Source organism: Maritimibacter harenae, from assembly GCF_009882975.1.
GTDB classification, from domain to species: Bacteria; Pseudomonadota; Alphaproteobacteria; order Rhodobacterales; family Rhodobacteraceae; genus Maritimibacter; species Maritimibacter harenae.
Window position 1 is genome coordinate 238,276 of sequence record NZ_WTUX01000006.1, and the last position, 21,447, is coordinate 259,722.

The 21,447-nt window shown below is 66.3% G+C and carries 24 protein-coding genes; 13 read left to right on the forward strand and 11 right to left on the reverse strand.

What is annotated here, in order from left to right; all coding sequences use genetic code 11:
* Window positions 1–660, reverse strand: a complete 660-nt coding sequence (locus GQE99_RS03620; RefSeq protein ID WP_161350215.1) for a Tim44/TimA family putative adaptor protein — start codon at window positions 658–660, stop codon at window positions 1–3.
* A gap of 104 nt (window positions 661–764) precedes the next feature.
* On the opposite strand from GQE99_RS03620, the gene GQE99_RS03625 reads away from it, so the two are divergent.
* Window positions 765–1,256 carry an FxsA family protein gene (locus GQE99_RS03625; protein WP_161350216.1) on the forward strand — a complete coding sequence of 164 codons (492 nt, stop codon included), beginning with the start codon at window positions 765–767 and terminating at the stop codon, window positions 1,254–1,256.
* Here the strand turns inward: GQE99_RS03625 and idi are convergent.
* Window positions 1,236–1,757, reverse strand: coding sequence for an isopentenyl-diphosphate Delta-isomerase (gene idi / locus GQE99_RS03630; RefSeq protein WP_161350217.1), 522 nt, complete (start codon window positions 1,755–1,757; stop codon window positions 1,236–1,238). The two genes, GQE99_RS03625 and idi, sit on opposite strands and share 21 nt — an antisense overlap.
* A 104-nt stretch (window positions 1,758–1,861) precedes the next feature.
* Between idi and secB the strand changes: the two genes are divergently transcribed.
* Window positions 1,862–2,374: a protein-export chaperone SecB gene (gene secB, locus GQE99_RS03635; RefSeq protein ID WP_161350218.1), complete on the forward strand. Its 513-nt coding sequence runs from the start codon at window positions 1,862–1,864 to the stop codon at window positions 2,372–2,374.
* 57 nt (window positions 2,375–2,431) lie between these two features.
* Here the strand turns inward: secB and GQE99_RS03640 are convergent, their stop codons facing one another.
* From GQE99_RS03640 to GQE99_RS03655, 4 genes are read right to left on the reverse strand one after another with little or no spacing between them, the layout of a single operon-like run.
* Window positions 2,432–2,878 carry a MarR family winged helix-turn-helix transcriptional regulator gene (locus tag GQE99_RS03640; RefSeq protein WP_161350219.1) on the reverse strand — a complete coding sequence of 149 codons (447 nt, stop codon included), beginning with the start codon at window positions 2,876–2,878 and terminating at the stop codon, window positions 2,432–2,434.
* Window positions 2,871–3,695 (reverse strand): carbon-nitrogen hydrolase family protein, encoded by an 825-nt coding sequence (locus GQE99_RS03645; protein WP_161350220.1) that lies wholly within the window; start codon window positions 3,693–3,695, stop codon window positions 2,871–2,873. The genes GQE99_RS03640 and GQE99_RS03645 overlap by 8 nt, the downstream gene beginning before the upstream one ends.
* A complete protein-coding gene (gene grxC / locus GQE99_RS03650) occupies window positions 3,695–3,949 on the reverse strand; it encodes a glutaredoxin 3 (protein WP_161350221.1) in 255 nt (84 codons plus the stop codon). The genes GQE99_RS03645 and grxC overlap by 1 nt, the downstream gene beginning before the upstream one ends.
* A 41-nt stretch (window positions 3,950–3,990) precedes the next feature.
* Entirely contained in the window at window positions 3,991–4,707 is a 717-nt protein-coding gene (locus GQE99_RS03655) for a ComF family protein (protein ID WP_161350222.1), read from the reverse strand.
* A 29-nt stretch (window positions 4,708–4,736) separates the two neighbouring features.
* Here GQE99_RS03655 and GQE99_RS03660 point away from each other — a divergent pair, with 29 nt between their 5' ends.
* Entirely contained in the window at window positions 4,737–5,546 is an 810-nt protein-coding gene (locus GQE99_RS03660; RefSeq protein ID WP_161350223.1) for a methyltransferase domain-containing protein, read from the forward strand.
* Between the two features lie 26 nt (window positions 5,547–5,572).
* Window positions 5,573–6,610: a ferrochelatase gene (gene hemH, locus GQE99_RS03665; protein WP_161350224.1), complete on the forward strand. Its 1,038-nt coding sequence runs from the start codon at window positions 5,573–5,575 to the stop codon at window positions 6,608–6,610.
* Between the two features lie 3 nt (window positions 6,611–6,613).
* On the opposite strand, the gene GQE99_RS03670 is transcribed toward hemH, so the two are convergent.
* Window positions 6,614–7,534: a hypothetical protein gene (locus GQE99_RS03670; protein WP_161350225.1), complete on the reverse strand. Its 921-nt coding sequence runs from the start codon at window positions 7,532–7,534 to the stop codon at window positions 6,614–6,616.
* Between the two features lie 100 nt (window positions 7,535–7,634).
* Here GQE99_RS03670 and hslV point away from each other — a divergent pair, with 100 nt between their 5' ends.
* Genes hslV through GQE99_RS03685 form a run of 3 tightly spaced genes read left to right on the forward strand, consistent with a single transcriptional unit; the run spans window position 7,635 to window position 10,620 of the window.
* Window positions 7,635–8,186, forward strand: coding sequence for an ATP-dependent protease subunit HslV (gene hslV / locus GQE99_RS03675; protein ID WP_161350226.1), 552 nt, complete (start codon window positions 7,635–7,637; stop codon window positions 8,184–8,186).
* Between the two features lie 7 nt (window positions 8,187–8,193).
* Entirely contained in the window at window positions 8,194–9,501 is a 1,308-nt protein-coding gene (hslU, locus tag GQE99_RS03680) for an ATP-dependent protease ATPase subunit HslU (protein WP_161350227.1), read from the forward strand.
* A gap of 57 nt (window positions 9,502–9,558) precedes the next feature.
* Complete coding sequence (locus tag GQE99_RS03685) at window positions 9,559–10,620, forward strand: alpha/beta hydrolase (RefSeq protein ID WP_161350228.1); 1,062 nt, start codon at window positions 9,559–9,561, stop codon at window positions 10,618–10,620.
* Between the two features lies 1 nt (window position 10,621).
* On the opposite strand, the gene ubiG is transcribed toward GQE99_RS03685, so the two are convergent.
* Window positions 10,622–11,368 carry a bifunctional 2-polyprenyl-6-hydroxyphenol methylase/3-demethylubiquinol 3-O-methyltransferase UbiG gene (ubiG, locus tag GQE99_RS03690; RefSeq protein ID WP_161350229.1) on the reverse strand — a complete coding sequence of 249 codons (747 nt, stop codon included), beginning with the start codon at window positions 11,366–11,368 and terminating at the stop codon, window positions 10,622–10,624.
* A gap of 52 nt (window positions 11,369–11,420) precedes the next feature.
* Here ubiG and pip point away from each other — a divergent pair, with 52 nt between their 5' ends.
* The 6 genes from pip to infB all read left to right on the forward strand — a co-directional run bounded on the left by pip (window position 11,421) and on the right by infB (window position 18,585).
* A complete protein-coding gene (pip, locus tag GQE99_RS03695; protein ID WP_161350230.1) occupies window positions 11,421–12,410 on the forward strand; it encodes a prolyl aminopeptidase in 990 nt (329 codons plus the stop codon).
* Window positions 12,407–13,021 (forward strand): methyltransferase domain-containing protein, encoded by a 615-nt coding sequence (locus GQE99_RS03700; protein ID WP_161350231.1) that lies wholly within the window; start codon window positions 12,407–12,409, stop codon window positions 13,019–13,021. Before pip ends, GQE99_RS03700 begins: the two co-directional genes overlap by 4 nt.
* 134 nt (window positions 13,022–13,155) lie before the next feature.
* Window positions 13,156–13,743, forward strand: coding sequence for a ribosome maturation factor RimP (gene rimP, locus GQE99_RS03705; protein ID WP_161350232.1), 588 nt, complete (start codon window positions 13,156–13,158; stop codon window positions 13,741–13,743).
* A 2-nt stretch (window positions 13,744–13,745) separates the two neighbouring features.
* Window positions 13,746–15,440 (forward strand): transcription termination factor NusA, encoded by a 1,695-nt coding sequence (gene nusA, locus GQE99_RS03710; protein WP_161350233.1) that lies wholly within the window; start codon window positions 13,746–13,748, stop codon window positions 15,438–15,440.
* Window positions 15,441–15,463: 23 nt separating this feature from the next.
* Window positions 15,464–16,102 carry an RNA-binding protein gene (locus GQE99_RS03715; protein WP_161350234.1) on the forward strand — a complete coding sequence of 213 codons (639 nt, stop codon included), beginning with the start codon at window positions 15,464–15,466 and terminating at the stop codon, window positions 16,100–16,102.
* Entirely contained in the window at window positions 16,099–18,585 is a 2,487-nt protein-coding gene (infB, locus tag GQE99_RS03720) for a translation initiation factor IF-2 (protein WP_161350235.1), read from the forward strand. The genes GQE99_RS03715 and infB overlap by 4 nt, the downstream gene beginning before the upstream one ends.
* 197 nt (window positions 18,586–18,782) lie before the next feature.
* On the opposite strand, the gene mutT is transcribed toward infB, so the two are convergent.
* The 3 genes from mutT to GQE99_RS03735 are packed head-to-tail and all read right to left on the reverse strand — an operon-like array spanning window position 18,783 to window position 21,400.
* Entirely contained in the window at window positions 18,783–19,181 is a 399-nt protein-coding gene (mutT, locus tag GQE99_RS03725; RefSeq protein WP_161350236.1) for an 8-oxo-dGTP diphosphatase MutT, read from the reverse strand.
* Window positions 19,178–20,482 (reverse strand): bifunctional glutamate N-acetyltransferase/amino-acid acetyltransferase ArgJ, encoded by a 1,305-nt coding sequence (gene argJ / locus GQE99_RS03730; RefSeq protein ID WP_161350237.1) that lies wholly within the window; start codon window positions 20,480–20,482, stop codon window positions 19,178–19,180. The genes mutT and argJ overlap by 4 nt, the downstream gene beginning before the upstream one ends.
* Before the next feature lie 21 nt (window positions 20,483–20,503).
* On the reverse strand, window positions 20,504–21,400 hold the full coding sequence (locus GQE99_RS03735) for a peptidylprolyl isomerase (RefSeq protein WP_161350238.1): 897 nt from the start codon (window positions 21,398–21,400) through the stop codon (window positions 20,504–20,506).
* Between the last annotated feature and the right edge of the window lie 47 nt (window positions 21,401–21,447).

Below are 21,447 nucleotides of genomic sequence, written 5' to 3' on the forward strand. Positions count from 1 at the left end.
TTAGCCGTCCGTGGCCACGAGCAGCCAGTTCGGGTTGTCCGATCCCATCACGCGGGCGAAGGTCCAGACGTCCTTCTGGCGCTTCACCTCGTTGGGATTGCCCTCGACGATCTCGCCCGACTTGTCGCGCACGACCGAGGTGATCTCGCCGATGAAGCGCATGGTGATCTCGCCTTCGCCGGTGTCGTCGTCGAAAACGGCCTCGACCAGCTTGAGTTCGCGCAGGCCGACGAAGTTGGCGTCGATCTTGTAGCCTTCCTTTTCGCGCTGTTCGACGACGGTGGCGAAGCTTTCATACACCTCGTCGGACAGGAACGGCTTGATCTTGGCCAGGTCGCCCGCCTCGAATGCCATGAGGATCATCTCGTAGGCGCCGCGCGCGCCGGACATGAAATCGCTGACCGAGAATCCGGGCTCCGCGCCCTTCATCTTCGAGAGCGCTTCGACGCTGTCGGGGTCTTCGATGTGGTCGGTGATGTCCGTGTCGGGCCCGCCCTCGATCACCTCGAAATTGCCGCGATGACCGGCCTTGTCGTTCTCCGATCGGGTGACGGCGGGCTTCTCGTACCCCTCCCGCGTTCCCAGGACGTCGCGCAGACGCAGGATCAGGAAAATCGCGATGGCCGCAAGGACGATCAGCTGGATGATCGGTGAAGACATTCGAACCTCATTTCAGGGCGCGGTTTGATTTCCCGCGTACCGCACATATGTAGGCGCTGGGCCGGGGCAAGTCTACCGGCCCCCAATCAACTGATGAGGAAGCCATGTGGCTCTTGCTTGCATTCATCGTCGTCCCGCTGGTCGAGATCGGACTTTTCATTCAGGTCGGCGGCTGGATCGGGCTCTGGCCCACGCTTCTGATCGTGCTGATCACGGCGATCCTCGGGTCGTACATGGTGCGCACGCAGGGCATGATGGCGATGAACCAGGTGCGCGACAGCTTCAACAGGCTGTCCGACCCGTCCGAGCCATTGGCGCATGGCGCGATGATCCTGTTTTCGGGCGCGCTCCTGCTCACCCCCGGCTTCTTCACCGACACGATCGGCTTCCTTCTCCTGATCCCCGGCGTGCGCCGCTGGGCGTTCCGCGAGATCGGCAAGCGCGTGAAGGTGGAGCGACATTTTACCGCGCGCGGCACCGAGAGCCGTATGTACACGCGCGATGACGTGATCGACGGAGAGTTCGAAGAGGTCTCGAACAACAAGGCCCCGACGCACCGGCCGGACCAGGGTCCGTCAGGTTGGACCAAACACTGACAGCTTGTGATCGGACAGGTAGATCCTGAGCCAGGGCGTGAACCGCTCCGGGTGGCGTGACACCTCGTCCTCCAGGTCCGCGAGCGACACCCAGCGCACCCCGTCGACCTCTTCGGGGTTGAGGTGGAGCACCGGGCGGTCCTTCGTCGTGACGAGGTAGAGATCGACCACCTCGTGTTCGATCAGCCCGTTTCCGACATCTGCGCGATACTCGATCTGATCCTTCCACACCGGCGCGACGCCGGTGATCCCCAGTTCTTCCTCGAGCCGTCGGATCGCGCAGGTTTCGGGATCCTCTTCCCAGTGCGGATGCGTGCAGCAGGTGTTCGCCCAGAGCCCGGGCGTGTGATACTTGCCCGGCGCGCGCTGCTGGATCAGGATCTCGTCGTCGTGGATCAGGAAGACCGACACGGCGCGGTGGCGCAGCCCTTCGACGTGGGCCGCGAGTTTCTCGACAGGTTGCAGGGTGCCGTCCACCCAGGCCGGGATCATGTCCTTCATCCCCTTTCGATAGCGCGCTTCGCGCCGTCGCGAAAGTCTCGCCGTTGAGGCCCCCGTCGCTTCTTGATAGAAAGCTTCGAATTCAGATTTCTGGGAGAGATACCATGGCGGACGAAGGCTCCACCGGCGCACCGCAACAACCGCAACAACCGCAGGGCCAGGCGCAGCAGCCGACCATGCGCATCCTTGGCCAGTTCATCCGCGACATGTCGTTCGAGAACATTCTCGTTCAGAAGGGCATCACCGGCGACGTGCAGCCCGAGATCAAGGTCGAAGTCGCGCTCGACGCCAAGAAGCGCCAGACCGAGAACCAGTACGAGGTGCTCACCAAGTACAAGGTCACGTCGACCAACAAGGAGTCGGGCGCGGAATTGTTCATCCTCGAGCTCGAGTATTCCGGCCTGTTCCACGTGGAAAACGTGCCGGAGGACCAGCTCCACCCGTTCCTGATGATCGAGTGCCCGCGTCAGCTGTTCCCCTTCGTGCGCCGGATCGTGTCCGACGTGACCCGCGACGGGGGCTTTCCGCCGGTCAACCTCGACACCGTCGACTTCGTCGCGCTCTACCGCCAGGAACTGGCACGCCGCCAGCAGGCGCAGGCCGCCAAGGCGAACTGATCGTATCGGATCGGAAGATCGTGGAAGCCGCCCTTCGGGGCGGCTTTTTCGTGTGCGTCAGCCCTGTTCGTCGAACTTCGCGCGCATCTCGCGCAGGACCGGCAGGACCGAGCGGACCTTGTCGTGGCCGATCGATGTGACGACATCCGCGATGATCGGCGTGATTGCCGCCAGCGCCGCGTCGCGCGCCTTGCGCCCGGCCGGGGAAATCGTCACCTGCTTGCGCCGCGCGTCGTCCCAGTCCGGGTGGATGTGGATATGCCCGGCCCATTCCAGCTTGCGCAGCGTGTTGGTCATCGCCCCGCGCGTGACGTGAAACGACTTGGCCAGCTTCGCGGGGCTCTTCGCCTCCCCGGCCCGGGCCAAGTGGTTGAGCACCGAAAAATGACTCAGCTCCATGCCCTTGGGCAGGGCATTGGACAACGCGTTGCGCGCCAGCTGGTCGGCCATGAACATTTCGCTGAACAGCGCGACCGATAGGCTGTCCGTCTGTGAGTCATTCATCGGGGATATCGAATGCCCGGTCATTATGAAGGGATGGAATACGTGAGCGCGATGTTTCCACGTCTTGCAGGTCGAGATCAACCATGCAGACGCCCGGTTCCGTCCCCCCGTCGCACAGAACCCGGCCCCAGGGCGACACGGCGAGCGTGTGGCCGTAGGTCGCCCGCTTCTCCGTGTTCTGCCCGGTCTGCGCCGGGGCGAGGATGAAACATCCCGTCTCGATCGCGCGGGCCCGCAGGAGCGGCTCCCAATGGTCCGGCCCGGTGCCGGTGGAAAACGCGGACGGCACGGTGATGATCTGCGCGCCCTTCTGCGCGAGTGTGCGGAAGAGATGCGGAAACCGCAGGTCGTAACAGATCGTGAGCCCCAGCGTCGCCATATCCGTGTTGGCCAGGACGGCGCGCGTACCGGGGCGATAGCCCTTGCTTTCGCGGTAGGATTCCGTCTCGGACACGTCCACGTCGAACATGTGGATCTTGTCGTAGCGCGCGGTCACGTCACCGGAGGGCGCGATCAGGAAGGACCGGTTCGCGAAGCGCCCGTCCGGGTCGTCGGTCTTCACCGCGAGCGACCCGGCGACGATCCAGATCCCGTGCGCCCGCGCGGCATCGCGCAGCGCGGCGAGCGTAATGTCGTCGTCTTCACGTTGCAGCACCGCTTCCTGCTGCCGGCGCGAGGTCGAGACGCAGTTCGTCACCTCGGGGGTGAGGACCAGCGTCGCCCCGTCCCGCGCCGCCTCGTCGATGCGCGCGAGCGTGTGGGGCAGGTTCGCGGCCGGGTCGTCGCCCGAGGACAGCTGAAGCAGGCCGACCCGCATCAGGCGGCGAGCAGCGGGTCGAGTTTGCCGGAGCGTTCGAGCGCGGCAAGGTCGTCATACCCGCCCACGTGCATGTCGCCGATCCAGATCTGCGGCACCGTGTGGCGGCCCGCCTTGTGCGTCATTTCCTGGCGCTTCTCGGGATCGCCGCCCACGTCGATCTCGTCGAAATCGGCGCCCTTGGTGGTCAAGAGCCGCTTGGCGGCGTGGCAGAAGCCACAGGTTCGGGTGGTGTAGATGGTCACCGGTTGCATGGCATGTATCCTTTGCGTGGGTTTCCCCGTTTGCACGATACTTAGGCATCTCGGGCCACGCGTGCCAGTGTTGCGATCCGCACGTCGCGCGCGCCGGCGGCGAAGGCGGCCTCGGTCGCGGCGGCCAGCGTGGCGCCCGAGGTCATCACGTCGTCCACGATGAGGATGTCACGGTCGGCCATCGCCGGGCCGCGCCGCGGATGCGGCCGGATCGCGTCCTGCAGGTTGGCGAAGCGATCGTCGAAGGTCCGCCCGCCCTGCGTCCGGCCGCCCCGCACCCGCACCAGCGCCGCGGGCAGAAGTCCCAGACCGGTGGTGCGGGCGAGCGCGCGGGCAAGCTCGGCCGCCTGGTTGTAGCGCCGGCGGTAGACGCGCGTCCAATGCGATGGCACCGGCACGATCGTCAGCCCCGGCGTGACCAGCGGCCCGAGCGTCCCGGCGATCCACCGGGCGGCCGGCGTTGCGATGTCCGGCCGGTCCGCGTGTTTCAGGGCAAGCACCATGCGCCGCCCGTTCCCCGAGTAATGCAACGCCGTGCGCCCGCGCGACCACGGCCGCGCGATGGTCATGCAATCGTCGCAGAGGTCGCGGTTTCCGTCGCCGTCGCCGGTCAGCCCCAGGCCGCAGGCGTCGCAGACATGCCCGGTCATGAACCGCGTGTCGGCCCAGCACGGACCGCACAACCCGCCGTCGTCCTCCACCATCGCCCCGCAGGAGGCGCATTGCGCCGGGTAGACCGCGCGGAGCAGTGATTGCATTTCGGAGCCCTCCATCTATGGTCCGCGCCATGTCGAAGCTGACCGATCCCCGCCGCCTGTCCCAGACCCGCGCCCGCGCGCGCCCCGATGGCATGTTCCTGCAGGAAGAAGCCGCCTTCGAGGTGCAGGATCGGCTGGTCGAGGTTAACAGGACGTTTACGTCGCCGGCCGTCGTGACCGGCTTCCCCGATGTCTGGGCCCGCGCTTTCCCCGATGCCGTGATCGTCGAGGATACCGAGACGCTCGACCTCACCCCCGGGGCGCATGACCTGGTGATCCACGGCCTGTCGCTCCACTGGTCGAACGACCCGGTCGGCCAGCTGATCCAGTGCCACCGCGCGCTGAAGCCGGACGGGTTCTTCATGGGGGTGATGTTCGGGGGCGAAACGCTGACCGAGCTGCGGGCCGCGCTCACCGCCGCCGAGGTGGCTCAGACGGGCGGGCTGTCCCCCCGGCTCCTGCCGATGGGCGAGCTGCGCGACCTGGGTGCGCTTCTGCAACGGGCCGGATTCGCCCTGCCGGTGGCCGACAGTTCCCAGCGCGACGTGTCCTACCCGGATGCGCTGGCGCTGATGCGCGACCTGCGCGCGATGGGAGAAGGCAATGCGCTGGCCACCCGGGCCGGGTTCACGCCGCGCGGGGTCTTCGCCGAAACCGCCGCGCGCTATGCCGCCGAGCACGAAAAGGACGGGCGCATCCACGCGACCTTCGAATTCGTTTTCCTCGTCGGCTGGGCCCCGCATGAAAGCCAGCAGAAGCCGCTGCGGCCCGGCAGCGCGCAGGCCCGTCTGGCCGATGCGCTCAACACGGATGAAACCAAGCTCAAGCGCGATACGTAACAGGCAGGTTTGAACGGGACAGGATGATGAACGAACACATGCCCTCGGACCACCCGCGGATTCCGACCCCCAGGGTCGGAGTCCTCTTCGCCAATCTCGGCACGCCGGACAATTACGACTACTGGTCGATGCGCCGGTACCTGAACGAGTTCCTGTCGGACAAGCGGGTGATCGATTACCCGAACTGGAAATGGCAGCCGATCCTTCAGGGGCCGATCCTGACGATCCGGCCGTTCAAGTCGGGCGCCAACTACAAGATGATCTGGAACCACGAGAAGGGCGAAAGCCCCCTCATGACGATCACGAAGGACCAGGTCGCCAAGCTGGACGCGGCGCTGACTGACCGGTTCGGCGACCGGGTGATGGTCGATTTCTGCATGCGTTACGGCAACCCGTCGACCAGGTCGAAGGTACGCGCGATGGTCGAGGCGGGGTGCACCAAGATCCTGTTCTTCCCCCTCTACCCGCAATATTCCGCGACGACCTCGGGCACCGCGAACGACCAGTTCTTCCGCGCGCTGATGGACGAGAACCGGATGCCGTCCGTGCGCACGGCGCCGGAGTATTTCGATCGCGACGACTACATCGAGGCGCTTGCGGCGTCGGTCCTGCGCCACTACCCGACGGAGGCGGACGCGCCGGAGCGGATCATCTGTTCCTACCACGGCATGCCGCAGCGTTATCTCATGGAGGGCGATCCGTATCATTGCCAGTGCCAGAAGACGACGCGGCTTCTGACCGAGCGGCTGGGATGGTCGAAGGACCGGATCGTGACGACCTTCCAGTCGGTCTTCGGCCCGGAGGAATGGCTCAAACCCTACACGGTGGACGAGGTGGCGCGGCTGGTCGAGGAAGACGGCGTGAAATCCATCGCCGTGCTCGCCCCCGCCTTCGCGTCCGATTGCATCGAGACGCTGGAAGAGATCAACGGCGAGATCCGCGAGAGCTTCGAAGAGGCGGGCGGGGACAGCTTCACCTATATCCCCTGCCTCAACGATGACGACGAACACATCGCCGCGCTGACGAACGTGGCCGTCGAAAACCTGCGCGGTTGGCTGGATTAAAGCCTAGATTTCCCATCCGTGGCGGCGGCAGGTCGCCCGGATGCGCTCTTCCGCGATCCCGTCTTCGTCGGCCTTGATCGCGTTGAGCTGGATGAACCAGAAAAGGTACTGGTCGAAGGCGGGCGGCGGCCCCTCGAGGCGCCGCCATGCCTCGTCCACCCCCAGCGCGCCGACGCGCGGCATCTGGTGGTGGAAATCGCAGTCCCCGAACAGGATCGCCGGCTTGCCGAAGAAGAACCCCGACAGCGCGGCGGCGGAGTTCTGCGTCACCACCTCGTCGCAGACCCTGAGCGCCTCTTCCATCCCGCCGGTCCGGATCGTGACGCGGGAATCCTCCGCCGCGATCCGGTCGAGCGCGGCGCGGTCGCGGTCCGGGTAATCCTCGCCGGGATGCAGGCCCAGGAGGATGCGCCGGTCGCCCGCGCGGTCGCGCACCGCCGCGATCATCTCCATCGGTGACATCGACTGGAACGAGCGGTGCTCGGCGAGCTTTCCCTGCAGCGCGACGTAGATCAGCCCGGTCTTCTCCGCCGCCTCGGGGCCGCGCTTGAAGATCCACCGGCGCCAGTTGTGAACCCAGTTTTCGGCTGTAACAGGGTCTATTTCGGCCGGGTCGAACGACTTCCGGGCGACCTCGAACTCCCAGCGCTTCGCGGTCGCCTCGATCCGCCAGAACGGGAAGTAGTAGGCCTTGCGCATGGTCAGGGATTTCGGATGGAACGGGTCGTCCATGAGGAAGAGCGAATAGCCGCGCCGCGCCCCGGACTTCAGCCGTTCCTCGAACCCGTTGCGCCGCAGCTCCACCCGGAAGCCCGCCTCTTCGAACGCCTTGGTCACGCGGGCCACGAAGCCGAAGACGCCCCGGAGCGCCATGTCGAGCATGACGTCGTCCAGGTAGATCCGCAGAATTTTCGCCTCGGCCATCCCGGCACGCTAGCCGACCGCTGCCGGCGGTCAAGCCGGGTGGTTGTCGCCGCGTGGCAGGGGGTCCATATAGCGACGGAACGACAGGAGGCGAGACGACATGAGCGAGTTTCCCGGCTGGCACGGCACGACGATCTGCGGCGTGCGCAAGGGCGGCGAAGTGGTGATCGCGGGCGACGGACAGGTCAGCCTGGGCGAAACGGTGATAAAGGGGACCGCGCGCAAGGTGCGCCGGCTGTCCCCGGGCGGCGAGGACATCATCGCCGGGTTCGCCGGATCGACGGCGGATGCCTTCACCCTTCTCGAACGGCTTGAAACCAAGCTGGAATCCACGCCCGGCCACCTGGCGCGGGCCTGTGTCGAGCTTGCCAAGGACTGGCGCACCGACAAGTACCTGCAGAAGCTCGAGGCGATGCTGATCGTGTCGGACGGCAAGGATCTCTACATCGTCACCGGCGCCGGCGACGTGCTCGAGCCCGAGCATGACGTGGCCGCGATCGGGTCGGGCGGGAACTATGCCCTGGCTGCCGCGCGCGCCATGATGGACACCGACAAGTCCGCCGAAGAGGTCGCCCGCGCCGCGATGGCGATCGCATCCGACATCTGCGTCTACACGAACGGCAACCTGACCGTCGAAAAACTGGCTGGCTGAGGCATACATGACAGACCTGACACCCCGCGAAATCGTGTCCGAGCTGGACCGCTTCATCATCGGCCAGAAGGACGCCAAGCGCGCCACGGCCGTGGCCCTGCGCAACCGCTGGCGGCGTAAACAGCTGTCCGATGACCTGCGCGACGAGGTTTATCCCAAGAACATCCTGATGATCGGCCCCACGGGGGTCGGCAAGACCGAGATCTCGCGGCGGCTGGCCAAGCTTGCCCGCGCGCCGTTCATCAAGGTCGAGGCGACGAAATTCACCGAGGTCGGCTATGTCGGCCGCGACGTGGAGCAGATCGTGCGCGATCTCGTCGACACCGCGATCGTGCAGACGCGCGAACAGATGCGCGAGGACGTGAAGAGCGCGGCCGAGCACAACGCCGAGGAACGCGTGATCGAGGCGGTCGCGGGCGAAGGTGCGCGCGAACAGACGCGCGAGATGTTCCGCAAGAAGCTGCGCTCCGGCGAACTCGACGACACGGTGATCGAGCTCGACGTGCAGGACACCGGCGGCGGCGCGCCCATGTTCGACGTGCCCGGCCAGCCCGGCATGAACATGGGGATGATCAACCTGTCGGACATGTTCGGAAAAGCCTTCGGCGGGCGCACGGTGCGCAAGAAGCTGACGGTGGCCGAAAGCTATGACGTGCTGATGAGCGAAGAGGCCGACAAGCTCCTGGACGACGAAGCCGTCACCAAGCAGGCGCTGGAATCGGTCGAGCAGAACGGGATCGTCTTCATCGACGAGATCGACAAGGTCTGCGCCCGTGCCGACGCGCGCGGCGGCGACGTGTCGCGCGAAGGCGTTCAGCGCGATCTTCTGCCGCTGATCGAGGGCACGACGGTGTCCACCAAGCATGGTCCGGTGAAGACCGATCACATGTTGTTCATTGCCTCGGGGGCGTTCCACATCGCCAAACCCTCGGATTTGTTGCCGGAATTGCAGGGCCGCCTGCCGATCCGCGTCGAACTGCGCGCGTTGACCGAAGAGGATTTCGTGCGCATCCTGACGGAAACCGACAATGCGCTGACCCGCCAATACACCGCCCTGATGGGGACCGAGGATGTCACCGTCACCTTTACCGAGGACGGGATCGCCGAACTGGCCCGCATCGCGGCCGAGGTGAACACCACGGTCGAGAACATCGGGGCGCGGCGGCTCTATACCGTCATGGAGCGCGTGTTCGAGGAACTGAGCTACACGGCGCCGGACAAGGCGGGCGAGGAGATCGTCGTGGACAAGAGCTTCGTCGAGGCCAACCTGGGCGAGCTGATGCAAAGCGCCGACGTGGGGCGTTACATGCTCTGATGCCCCGCGGGGCGTGAGCGGAGCACCCCCGTCGGTTCGAAAGGACCTGCGGTGATCGTGCGACTGCGCCTTTTCGTGTGCCTGACCCTGCTCGCGCTCGCCGCCTGCACGGCCCCGACCTATACGCCGCTGTTGCAGGGGTCGTCCGCCGGGCCGGCGGAGACGGTCTTCGTGGCCACGACCCGGGCCGAGGACGACACCGGCCGGTTCACCGGCGAACGGGGCCGGGGGACGACCTATCTCAGCGTCCCGGTCAACTTCCCGCGCGACTACGCCCCCGGTCAGCCCGCCCGGATCGTCGAGGTGCCCGATCCCGAAACCGATTTCTCGGTCGGCTCCGCCCGGCGCTTCGATGGCCCCGGCTTCCGCGCGGCGGTGAACCGGGCCCTGGCGGACGAACCCCGGGGCAAGCGCGAGGTCACGGTCTACGTCCACGGGTATTTCAACGCCTTCTACACCGGCGTCTTCCGCGCGGCCCAGCTCAAGCGGGATTTCGGGCTCGACGGGGCGATGGTCCATTTCGCCTGGCCCAGCCGCGGATCGACCGCCGGGTATGCCTATGACCGCGAAAGCCTGCTTTATTCGCGCGACGCGATGGAACGGTTCCTGCGCGAGATCGCCACGCTCAATGCGGATCGGGTCAACGTGGTCGCCCATTCCCTGGGCGCGATGCTGGTGATGGAGACCCTGCGCCAGATCGAGATCGACAACCCCGGCTGGGTGCGTGCCAACATCGACGGGATCGCGTTCGTGTCCCCGGACATCGACATCGAGGTGTTCAAGTCGCAGGCCGCCCGGTTCCGCGCCCTGCCCGAGGATTTCGTGATCTTCGTGTCGGACCGCGACCGGGTGCTGCTTCTGTCGTCACGCTATTCCGGCGTGCGCGAGCGGCTGGGCAACACCCGCGACGTGGAGGTGTCGACGGAAGGCGAGCTGACGATCGTCGATCTCACCGCGCTCGCCGACACGGCGGAGTCGCGTCACTTCATTCCGGCCACGTCACCCACCGCGATCCGCATCCTGCAGAACAGCGGCGCCTTCGCCGACTTCTTCCCCCGCGACGGGATCGGCCTGCCGATCGGCAGGGGCGTGCGGCTGCTTCAGTTGCCCGCCGAGTAGGTCAGGCCGGCTTCACGCTGGCGGTGACGTAGTTGACCGACAGGTCACGGGCCGAGATCGACCAGCTCCACAGCACCGGATTGAACACGAAACCCTGCCTGTCGACCATCCGCAGCCCCGCGTCACCCACCAGACCCTCGAGTTCGTCGGGCGTGATGAACTTGGACCATTCGTGCGTGCCCTTCGGCAGCCAGCGCATCACGTGTTCGGCCCCCACGATGGCGACCATGAAGCTCTTCGCGTTCCGGTTGATCGTGGAGGCGACCATCAGACCGCCGGGCTTGAGCAACTGCTGGCAGGCGGTGAGGTAGGAAAGCGGGTCGGCCACGTGCTCGACCACTTCCATGTTCAGCACCACGTCGAATTGTTCGCCCGCCGCCGCCATCGCCTCGGCCGTGGTGTGGCGGTAGTCGATGTCGAGCCCGGATTGCTCCGCGTGGACCTGGGCCACCGGAATGTTGCGCTCCGCGGCGTCGGCCCCCACGACCTCGGCCCCGAGCCTGGCCATCGGTTCGGACAGAAGCCCGCCGCCGCAGCCGATATCGAGGATGCACAGGCCGGCGAACGGGGCGGATTCCGTAAGGTCACGCCCGAACTCCGCCGCGATTTGTGATGTGATGTAATCCAGCCTGACCGGGTTCATCATGTGCAACGGCTTGAACTTGCCGTTCGGATCCCACCATTCTGCGGCCATCGCCTCGAACTTGGCGACTTCGCCGGGATCGACTGTCGTTTGACCGGTGCTCATGTTAGCCTCGTATGTCATGGCGTCGTGATTTCCGTTTGTATATAGGTTCCCCATGGAGCAGGCCGCAGGAAAAACCACCGCAGGGGGAAAATTGTATCCCCCCATCGAGCCGTTCGATCGGCGCATGCTCGAGGTCGGTGATGGCCACACGATCTATGTCGAGCAATGCGGAGCCCGTGAGGGCATTCCGATCGTCGTGCTGCACGGCGGTCCGGGCGGGGGCTGCTCCCCCGCGATGCGCCGGTTCTTCGATCCGAAAAAATATCGCATCATCCTTTTCGATCAGCGTGGCTGCGGCCGCTCGCGCCCTCATGCCAGCGTGGAGGCGAACACCACCTGGCACCTCGTGCGCGATATCGAACTCATCCGGGATACGTTCGGGATCGACCGGTGGATCGTCTTCGGCGGCAGCTGGGGCGCGACGCTGGCCCTTATCTATGCCCAGGCGCATCCTGACAAGGTGGCGTGGCTCGTGCTGCGGGGCGTCTTCCTGGCGACCGAGCGGGAATTCGACTGGTTCTACGGCGGTGGCGCCGGGCAGTTCTGGCCGGATCTCTGGGCCCGCTTCTGCGAACTGATCCCCGAGGACGAGCACGACGACCTGATCGCCGCCTATCACAAGCGGCTGTTTTCCGGCGACCGGGGCGAAGAACTGCGCCATGCCCGCGTCTGGGCGTCGTGGGAGAACGCGCTGGCCAGCATCGAGAACGACGGGGCGATGATCGACAGCCCCGCGGACTACGCGCTCGCCTTCGCGCGGCTTGAGAACCATTACTTCCACAACCGCGCGTTCCTGTCGCCCGAACAGCAGATCCTGGCGAACATGAACCGCATCGCGCACGTCCCCGCCACCATCGTGCAGGGGCGCCACGACATGATCTGCCCGCCCGCCGCGGCCTGGGGTCTGCACAAGGCCTGGCCGGCAAGCGAATTCCGCATGATCCCGCGCGCGGGCCACGCTGTCAGCGAACCGGGGATCGCCGCCGAGCTGGTGCGCACCACCGACAAGCTGTCGCGCCAACGCGAGACCCTGGGGCTGTGAAGAACCAGGCGCGGATCTGGGACCGGCTGGCCAAGCGCTACATCGCCTCGCCGATCGCGGATCCGGAGAGCTACGAACACAAGCTGGCGCTGACGCGCAAATACATGCGCCCCGACATGGACGTGCTGGAAATCGGCTGCGGGTCCGGCAACACCGGGCGTCGCCACGCGCCGGAGGTGGCCAGCTATACCGCGATGGACATCTCGGCCGAGATGCTGCGCCACGCCGAGGCGCAGGGGCCCGTGCCCGACAACATGCAGTTCGTCGCGGCCGATTTCGACCGCGTCGACGTGGCCCCGGAAAGCTACGACATGGTGCTGGCGCTGTCGGTCCTGCACCTGCTGCCGGACCCGGCCGCCACGGTGCGCAAGATCGCCGCGGGCCTGAAGCCCGGCGGGGTCTTCGTGTCCTCGACCGTGCGCACCGCCGGCATCGGCATGCTGCGGGTGATCGCGCCGGTGGGCCAGCTCATCGGCATCATTCCCCACCTCTCCTTCATCGGGGAGGACGACATCCGCGGCTTCATGAGCGATGCCGGGCTCGAGATCGTCGAGGATTGGGCCCCGGACGCCAAGTCGGCGCTGTTCCTGGTGGCGCGCAAACCGGGCTGAGAACATTATCCTTGCAGACTCGGGCCGCCTCCCCTATATCCGCCTCAACAGCGGTGCGTTGGGGTCCAAACCCGACGCTCCACCGGAAACGTGAACGGGCCGCTGGCCCGTTTTTTTGTGTCTGAAGGAATCCCATGACAGACCTCGTCGCCAAGACCGCCATCGACCGCCGGCTCGCCGATATCGTGCGCCCGGTGATCGAGGACATGGGCTATGAGCTGGTCCGTCTGCGGCTCCAGGGGGGCAACACGCAGACGTTGCAGATCATGGCCGACAAGGCCGACGGCGGGATCGAGGTCGAGGACCTGGCCGCGATCAACACCGCGCTGGGCGCGACGCTGGACGTCGAGGATCCGATCGACGGCGAATACACGCTGGAGGTTTCCAGTCCCGGGATCGACCGGCCGCTCACCCGGCTGAAGGATTTCGACACCTGGAACGGCTGGATCGCCAAGGTCGAGACCAGCGAACTGATCGACGGCCGCAAGCGGTTCAAGGGCACGCTCGCCGGGACCGAGGGCGACGAGATCCTGATCGAGATCGAGGACCACGGCGAACCGGTCACCATCGGGCTGACCTTCGATCTCCTGGCCGAAGCCAAACTCGTCCTCACGGACGACCTGATTGCCGAGATGCTGAAACAGCGCAAGGACGCCGGCGTCATCGACGAAACCCAATACGATGAAGTGATCACGGACGAAGAAGGGTCCGAGGAGGACTGAACATGGCTATTACCTCTGCTAACCAGCTCGAGCTTCTGCAAACCGCCGAGGCGGTCGCGCGCGAGAAGATGATCGACCCCGGTCTCGTGATCGAGGCGATGGAAGAAAGCCTCGCCCGGGCCGCGAAGAGCCGCTACGGCGCCGAGATGGACATCCGCGTGTCGATCGACCGCAAGACCGGCCGCGCGACCTTCACCCGCGTGCGCACCGTGGTCGAGGACGAGGAGCTGGAGAACTACCAGGCCGAGATGACCGTCGCCCAGGCCAAGCAGTACTTCGAGCCGGCCAAGTCCGGGCGCGAGGAATTCTGGTATCGCGACGGCCAGCTTCTGGACCTGAACGAGGTCAAGACGCCGGAGATCGGCGACGAGTTCCGCGAAATCGTGCCGCCGGTCGACATGGGCCGGATCGCCGCGCAGTCGGCCAAGCAGGTCATCCTGCAGAAGGTCCGCGAAGCCGAGCGTGACCGCCAGTACGAGGAATTCAAGGACCGCGCCGGCACCATCATCAACGGTGTCGTCAAGCGCGAGGAATACGGCAACGTCATCGTCGACGTGGGCGCCGGCGAAGCCATCCTGCGCCGCAACGAGAAGATCGGGCGCGAAAGCTACCGTCCCAACGACCGCATCCGCTGCTACGTCAAGGACGTGCGCCGCGAGACCCGCGGTCCGCAGATCTTCCTCAGCCGCACCGCGCCGGAATTCATGGCCGAGCTGTTCAAGATGGAAGTGCCGGAGATCTACGACGGCATCATCGAGATCAAGGCCGTGGCCCGCGACCCGGGTTCGCGCGCCAAGATCGCCGTCATCTCCTACGACGGGTCGATCGACCCGGTGGGCGCCTGTGTCGGTATGCGCGGCAGCCGCGTGCAGGCCGTGGTGAACGAGCTCCAGGGCGAGAAGATCGACATCATTCCGTGGAACGAGGACGTTCCGACCTTCCTCGTGAACGCGCTTCAGCCGGCCGAGGTCTCCAAGGTCGTACTCGACGAGGACGCCGAGCGGATCGAGGTCGTGGTGCCGGACGACCAGCTGTCGCTGGCCATCGGCCGCCGCGGTCAGAACGTGCGCCTCGCGTCGCAGCTGACCGGCCTCGACATCGACATCCTGACCGAGGAAGAGGAAAGCGCGCGTCGCCAGGCCGAGTTCGCCGAGCGCACGAAGCTGTTCATGGACACGCTGGACCTGGACGAATTCTTCGCCCAGCTGCTGGTCTCGGAAGGGTTCACCAACCTGGAAGAGGTCGCCTATGTCGAGCTCGACGAGCTGCTCGTCATCGACGGCGTGGACGAGGATACCGCGAACGAACTGCAGGCCCGCGCCCGCGACTTCCTGGACGAACAGAACCGCAAGGCGCTGGAACATGCCCGCGAGCTGGGCGTGCAGGACAGCCTGGTCAGCTTCGAGGGCCTGACCCCGCAGATGATCGAGGCGCTGGCGAAGGACGGCGTGCTGACGCTGGAAGATTTCGCGACCTGTGCCGATTGGGAACTGGCCGGCGGCTGGACCACGGTGGATGGCGAGCGCACCAAGGATGACGGTCTGCTCGAGCCCTTCGACGTGGGCCTCGAAGAGGCGCAGAACATGGTCATGACCGCCCGCATCCAGCTGGGCTGGGTCGATCCCGCCGAACTCGAGGCCGAGGAAGCGGCCGAGGACGGCGAAGAAGACGAAGCCACCGAGGAGGCCGGGGCCTGATCCCAGGCTCCGGGGAACGGCGCGTGACGCGCGGGGGTCGTAACAAGGACCGGACGGGCGAGCCCGAACGGCGGTGCATTGCAACGGGCGAGGTCAAGCCGACCTCGTCCATGCTCCGCTTCGTCGTCGGCCCCGATGGCACGGTCGTGCCGGATCTGCTGGGCAAGCTGCCCGGACGGGGGATCTGGATCACGCCCACGCGCAAGGCGTTCGCGGTGGCCGCCAAGAAGGGCGCGTTCGCCCGCGCGGCCAAATCCTCGGTGCATGTGCCCGAGGATCTGGCCAAAACGGTGGAGGCGGGTCTTGCAGAACGCGTGATCCACCTTATCTCTTTAGCTCGCAAAGCGAGCGTGGCCGTGGCCGGCTTCGAAAAGGTCAAGGATTGGCTCGCCAAGGATCAGGCAGAGGTGCTGATACAAGCCTCGGACGGGTCCGAACGCGGGAAATCGAAACTCCGCCCTCCCCGTGGCAAGAAGAGCCTGATCACGTGTCTGACCCAAGATGAATTGGGTTTGGCATTCGGCAGGGAACATGTGATACATGCCGCACTCGCGGGTGGCGGACTCACGAAACGTGTTGTAGACGAGGCCGCGAAGCTTTCGAGCATGCGCGACGTTGATGACGGTGGGACCGCCCGCCGGAAAGGTACGAAGACCAGATGAGCGATACGGACGGCAAAAAGCCCCTTGGCATTAAAGGACCCCGCTCGGGGTCCGTGAAGCAGAGCTTCAGCCACGGGCGCACGAAGAATGTAGTGGTTGAGACGAAGCGTAAACGCGTCGTCGTGCCCAAGCCCGGCGCGGGCGGGGGTGCGAAGGATGGCGGCAATTCGCCCGCCACCGACCCGTCCAAGCGTCCCGCAGGTATTTCCGATGCGGAACTCGAGCGCCGGATGAAAGCGCTTGCCGCGGCCCGTGCGAACGAGGCCGAGGAAGCGAAGAAGCGCGCCGAGGAAGAAAAGGCCCGCGAGGAAGAGCGCGAGCGCCGCCGCCGCGAGGCGGAGGAAAAGGAGCGCGAGGAAAAAGAGCGCGCCGAAGCCGCCAAGCGCAAGGCCGAAGAGGACGAGCGTCGCCAGCGCGAGAAGGCCGAGGCGAAAGCCAAGCCCGCCGCCGCCGCGCCTGCCGCCGATCCGGCCGCGGCCCAGGCCGCCGAGGCGCGCAGCGCCAAGCCGCAGGCCCGCAAGCCGGAGCGCGACAAGCCGCAGGACGACCGCAGCAAGGGCAAAGGCAAGGGCGGCGGTGGCCGTCGCTCGGGCAAGCTCACCGTGAACCAGGCGCTCTCGGGCGGCGAAGGCGGGCGTCAGCGCTCGGTCGCGGCCATGAAGCGCAAGCAGGAGCGCATGCGCCAGAAGGCGATGGGCAATGCCGAGCCGCGCGAAAAGGTCGTGCGCGACGTGCAGGTCCCGGATTCCATCGTGGTGCAGGAACTGGCCAACCGGATGGCGGAACGCTCTGCCGACGTGGTCAAGGCGCTCATGCAGATGGGCATGATGGTCACGCAGAACCAGTCGATCGACCAGGACACTGCAGAGGTCATCGTCGAAGAATTCGGCCACAACATGATCCGCGTGTCGGATGCCGACGTCGAGGACGTGATCAAGGAAGTCGAGGACAAGGCGGACGACCTCCAGCCGCGTCCCCCGGTCATCACGATCATGGGCCACGTCGACCACGGCAAGACCTCGCTGCTCGACGCGATCCGCAACGCCAAGGTGACCGCGGGCGAAGCCGGCGGGATCACCCAGCACATCGGCGCCTACCAGGTGACCACCGACAGCGGCGCTGTCCTCAGCTTCCTCGACACTCCGGGCCACGCGGCCTTCACGTCGATGCGGGCCCGCGGCGCGCAGGTGACGGATATCGTGGTGCTGGTGGTGGCCGCGGACGACGCGGTGATGCCGCAGACCGTCGAAGCCATCAACCACGCGAAAGCGGCCGGCGTGCCGATGATCGTCGCGATCAACAAGTGCGACAAGCCGGAAGCCAACCCGGACAAGGTGCGCACCGACCTGCTCCAGCACGAGGTGATCGTCGAAGGGCTGTCGGGCGAAGTGCAAGATGTCGAGGTGTCGGCCCAGACCGGCCAGGGCCTCGATGAACTGCTCGAAGCCATCGCGCTCCAGGCCGAGATCCTCGAACTCAAGGCGAACCCGGACCGGGCCGCCCAGGGCGCCGTGATCGAAGCGCAGCTCGACGTGGGCCGTGGCCCCGTCGCGACCGTGCTGGTCCAGAACGGCACGCTGCACCAGGGCGACATCTTCGTCGTCGGCGAGCAGTGGGGCAAGGTCCGCGCGATGGAGAACGACCGCGGCGAACGCGTCAAGGACGCCGGGCCGTCTGTGCCGGTCGAGGTGCTGGGTCTGAACGGGACGCCGGAGGCCGGCGACGTGCTCAACGTCGTCGACACCGAGGCGCAGGCGCGTGAAATCGCCGAGTACCGCCAGCAGGCCGCCAAGGACAAGCGCGCCGCCGCCGGTGCCGCCACGACGCTCGAGCAGATGATGCAGAAGGCGAAGGAAGACAAGGACGTCGCCGAGCTGCCCATCGTGGTCAAGGCGGACGTGCAGGGCTCGGCCGAAGCCATCGTCCAGGCGATGGAGAAGATCGGCAACGACGAGGTCCGCGTGCGCGTGCTGCACTACGGTGTCGGCGCCATCACCGAGACCGACATCGGCCTGGCCGAAGCCTCGGGCGCGCCGGTCATCGGCTTCAACGTCCGTGCCAACGCCCCGGCGCGCAACAGCGCGAACCAGAAAGGTGTCGAGATCCGCTACTACAGCGTGATCTACGACCTCGTGGACGACGTGAAAGCGGCGGCCTCGGGTCTCCTGTCCAACGAGGTGCGCGAGCGCTTCATCGGCTACGCCGAGATCAGGGAGGTCTTCAAGGTGTCGGGTGTCGGCAAGGTTGCCGGCTGTCTCGTGACCGAGGGGATCGCCCGCCGTTCGGCGGGTGTGCGCCTGCTGCGCGACGACGTGGTGATCCACGAAGGCACGCTGAAGACGCTCAAGCGCTTCAAGGACGAGGTCGCGGAGGTCCTGTCGGGCCAGGAATGCGGCATGGCCTTCGAGAACTACGAGGACATCCGCGAAGGCGACGTCATCGAGATCTTCGAGCGCGAGGAAGTCGAGCGCACGCTGGACTGATCCCGAGGATCACGGAAATCGAAGAGGGCGGCCCGGGAGGCCGCCCTTTTTCTGTGCCGGGACGGTGTTGCGCGGGCTGGCGCCCTCGCCGCGTGTGTTGGGGGGACCGGTCCCCCCAATCCCCCCGGCCGGATGGAGTCCTCGGACCCCCTCCGGACCACCCCCGAAGGTATTTTCGAAACGAAGAAGGGGGGCGGTCAGAGCATGTCGCGCATCATCGCGATGAGGGGAATGTCGGCCGGCGGCATGGGGTAGTCGCGCAGCTGGTTCACGCGGGCCCACTTCAGCGTCTGGCCTTCCTTCGGGGCGGGCGTGCCCTCCCATTTCCGGCAGACGAAGACCGGCATGAGCAGGTGGAAGTCCGCATAGGAATGCGAGGCGAAGGTGAGCGGCGCGAGGCAGCTTTGCCAGGTGTCGATGCCCAGCTCTTCGTGCAGCTCGCGGATCAGCGCGGCCTCGGGCGTTTCGCCCGGCTCGACCTTGCCGCCGGGAAACTCCCACAGCCCCGCCATCGATTTCCCCTCCGGGCGCTGGGCCAGCAGGATGCGTCCGTCGCGGTCCACGAGCGCGACGGCGGAGACGAGTACGGTCTTCACGACCGGTAGTCCGCGTTGATCTGGATGTAGCCGTGGGTCAGGTCGCAGGTCCACACGACCGCCTCCCCGTCCCCGAGCCCCAGGTCGACCGAGATCACGAGCTCTTCGTTCTTCATGTAGGCCGCGCCTTGCTCTTCCCGGTAATCGGGCGAGACCCAGCCCTTCTCGGCCACCAGGATGTCGCCGAAGCGGATGGTGATGAGGTCGCGGTCTGCCGCGGCGCCGGATTTGCCGATGGCCATGACGACGCGGCCCCAGTTCGGGTCCTCGCCGGCCACCGCCGTCTTGATCAGCGGCGAATTGGCGATGGCGAGCGCGTGGGTACGGGCGTCGGCGTCGGACGCGGCGCCGGTGACGCGCACTTCCACGAACTTGGTCGCCCCTTCCCCGTCGCGCACCACCTGGTGGGCGAGGTTCAGCATCACGTCGTGAAGCGCCGTGCGGAAAGCGTCCGTCTTCGCCGTGACCTCGACCCCCGAGGCGCCGGTGGCGGCAAGCAGCAGGGTGTCGGAGGTGGACGTGTCGCTGTCCACGGTGATGTTGTTGAACGTGACGTTCGTGAGTTCGCCCAGCATGGATTGCAGGTCCGGCTGCGCGATCTTCGCATCGGTGAAGATGTAGACGAGCATGGTCGCCATGTCCGGCGCAATCATGCCGGAGCCCTTGGCGATACCGGCGATCTTCACGGTCTTGCCGCCGATTTCGACCTCCGCCACCGCGCCCTTGGGGAACGTGTCCGTGGTCATGATCGCGCGCGCGGCAAGATCGAGCGCGCCCGGGTCGAGCGCGTCCTTGAGCGCGTCGAGCTTGGCGGTGATCCGGTCGTGCGGCAGGCGTTCGCCGATCACGCCGGTGGAGCTCGTGAAGACGCGGTTCTCCGGCACGCCGGTGATCTTGGCCACCGCTTCGCAGATCGCTTTCACCGAGCCTTCGCCGTGGCGCCCGGTGAAGGCGTTGGAATTTCCGGAATTCACGATGATCGCGGCCCCGCCCGAGGGGTCGGAGCCGAGTTTCTCCTGGCAGTCCAGCACGTTGGCCGACCGCGTGGCGGAGCGTGTGAAGACCCCGGCAATGGATGTGCCGGGGTCGCACAGGGCGAGCATGACGTCATACCGCCCCTTGTACCGGACCCCCGCCTGGACGGCGGCGAACCGGACGCCCTCGATCACGGGCATGTCGGGAAACCCGCCCTTGGGGGCGAGCGGTGCCACATCGTGGGTGTGGGTGGTCGCCGAGGCGAGTTCCGCCTCGAGCGCCTTCACCTGTTCCCTGAGCTTCTTGATCTTCTTCTTTTTGCCCATGATCGCGGTCCGGTGGTCTCGTTACTCGAAGATCGACATGTCGGAGAGGACCTCGGGGTCGAGCCCCTCGACATCGGTCCGCTCGATCGTCGCGTCTTCCATCAGCTCGGCAACCGCGGCCTCCACGGCCGTGGATTGCAGCTGCGACACGATGTCGCCGCGCACCTCTTCCAGGGCCGGCGGGCCGGCTTCGCGGGTGTCGTTGAGCTTGACCACGTGCCAGCCGAACTGGGTCTGGATCGGACCTTCGATGTCGCCCGGTTCCATGTCCTGCACGGCCATCTCGAAGGGTTCGACCATCATGCCGGCGGAGAACCAGCCCAGCTCGCCCCCGTTCGGGCCGGAGGGGCCGGTGGAGTATTCCTTGGCCAGCGCCGCGAAATCGGCGTCTTCGGCGCGGGCTTCCTCGACCAGCTCGGCCGCCTGTTCCTCGGTCTCGACGAGGATGTGGGAGGCGTTCCATTCGGTTTTCGGCTCTGCATCCGCGTATTGCTCTTCATACGCCGCCTGGATGGCCGCATCGTCGATCTCGGCCGAGATCACGTCGTCGATCTTTTCAGCGGCGACAAGCTGCCGGCGCTGGTTGTCGAGCTGCACCTGCACGCTTTCGCTGACCTCGTCGACCGCCTGGCTCAGCACGGTCTGCTGGATCAGCTGGTCGATCAGGCCGGGGAGCAGCACGTTGTTGGGGAGCTGCTGGTATTGCTGGGGCAGGAGCGACTTGGCCGCCACCACGTGACCGAGCGTGATATCCTCGCCATTGACGGTGGCGATCACGGTCTCTGCCGTCGCCTCCATCGCCGGAGCGGTGTCCGTCTCGGCCTCGGGCGCGTCGTCCTGTGCCCAGCCGGGCAGGGCCAGCGACACGGAGAGCACGGTCGCCGCAAAGAGCGACGCGCGGGTTGGCGTATGGGTCATGAAACCTCCTCATGGTCTGCCGGGTCCCCCGGCATCGTTGACTATCC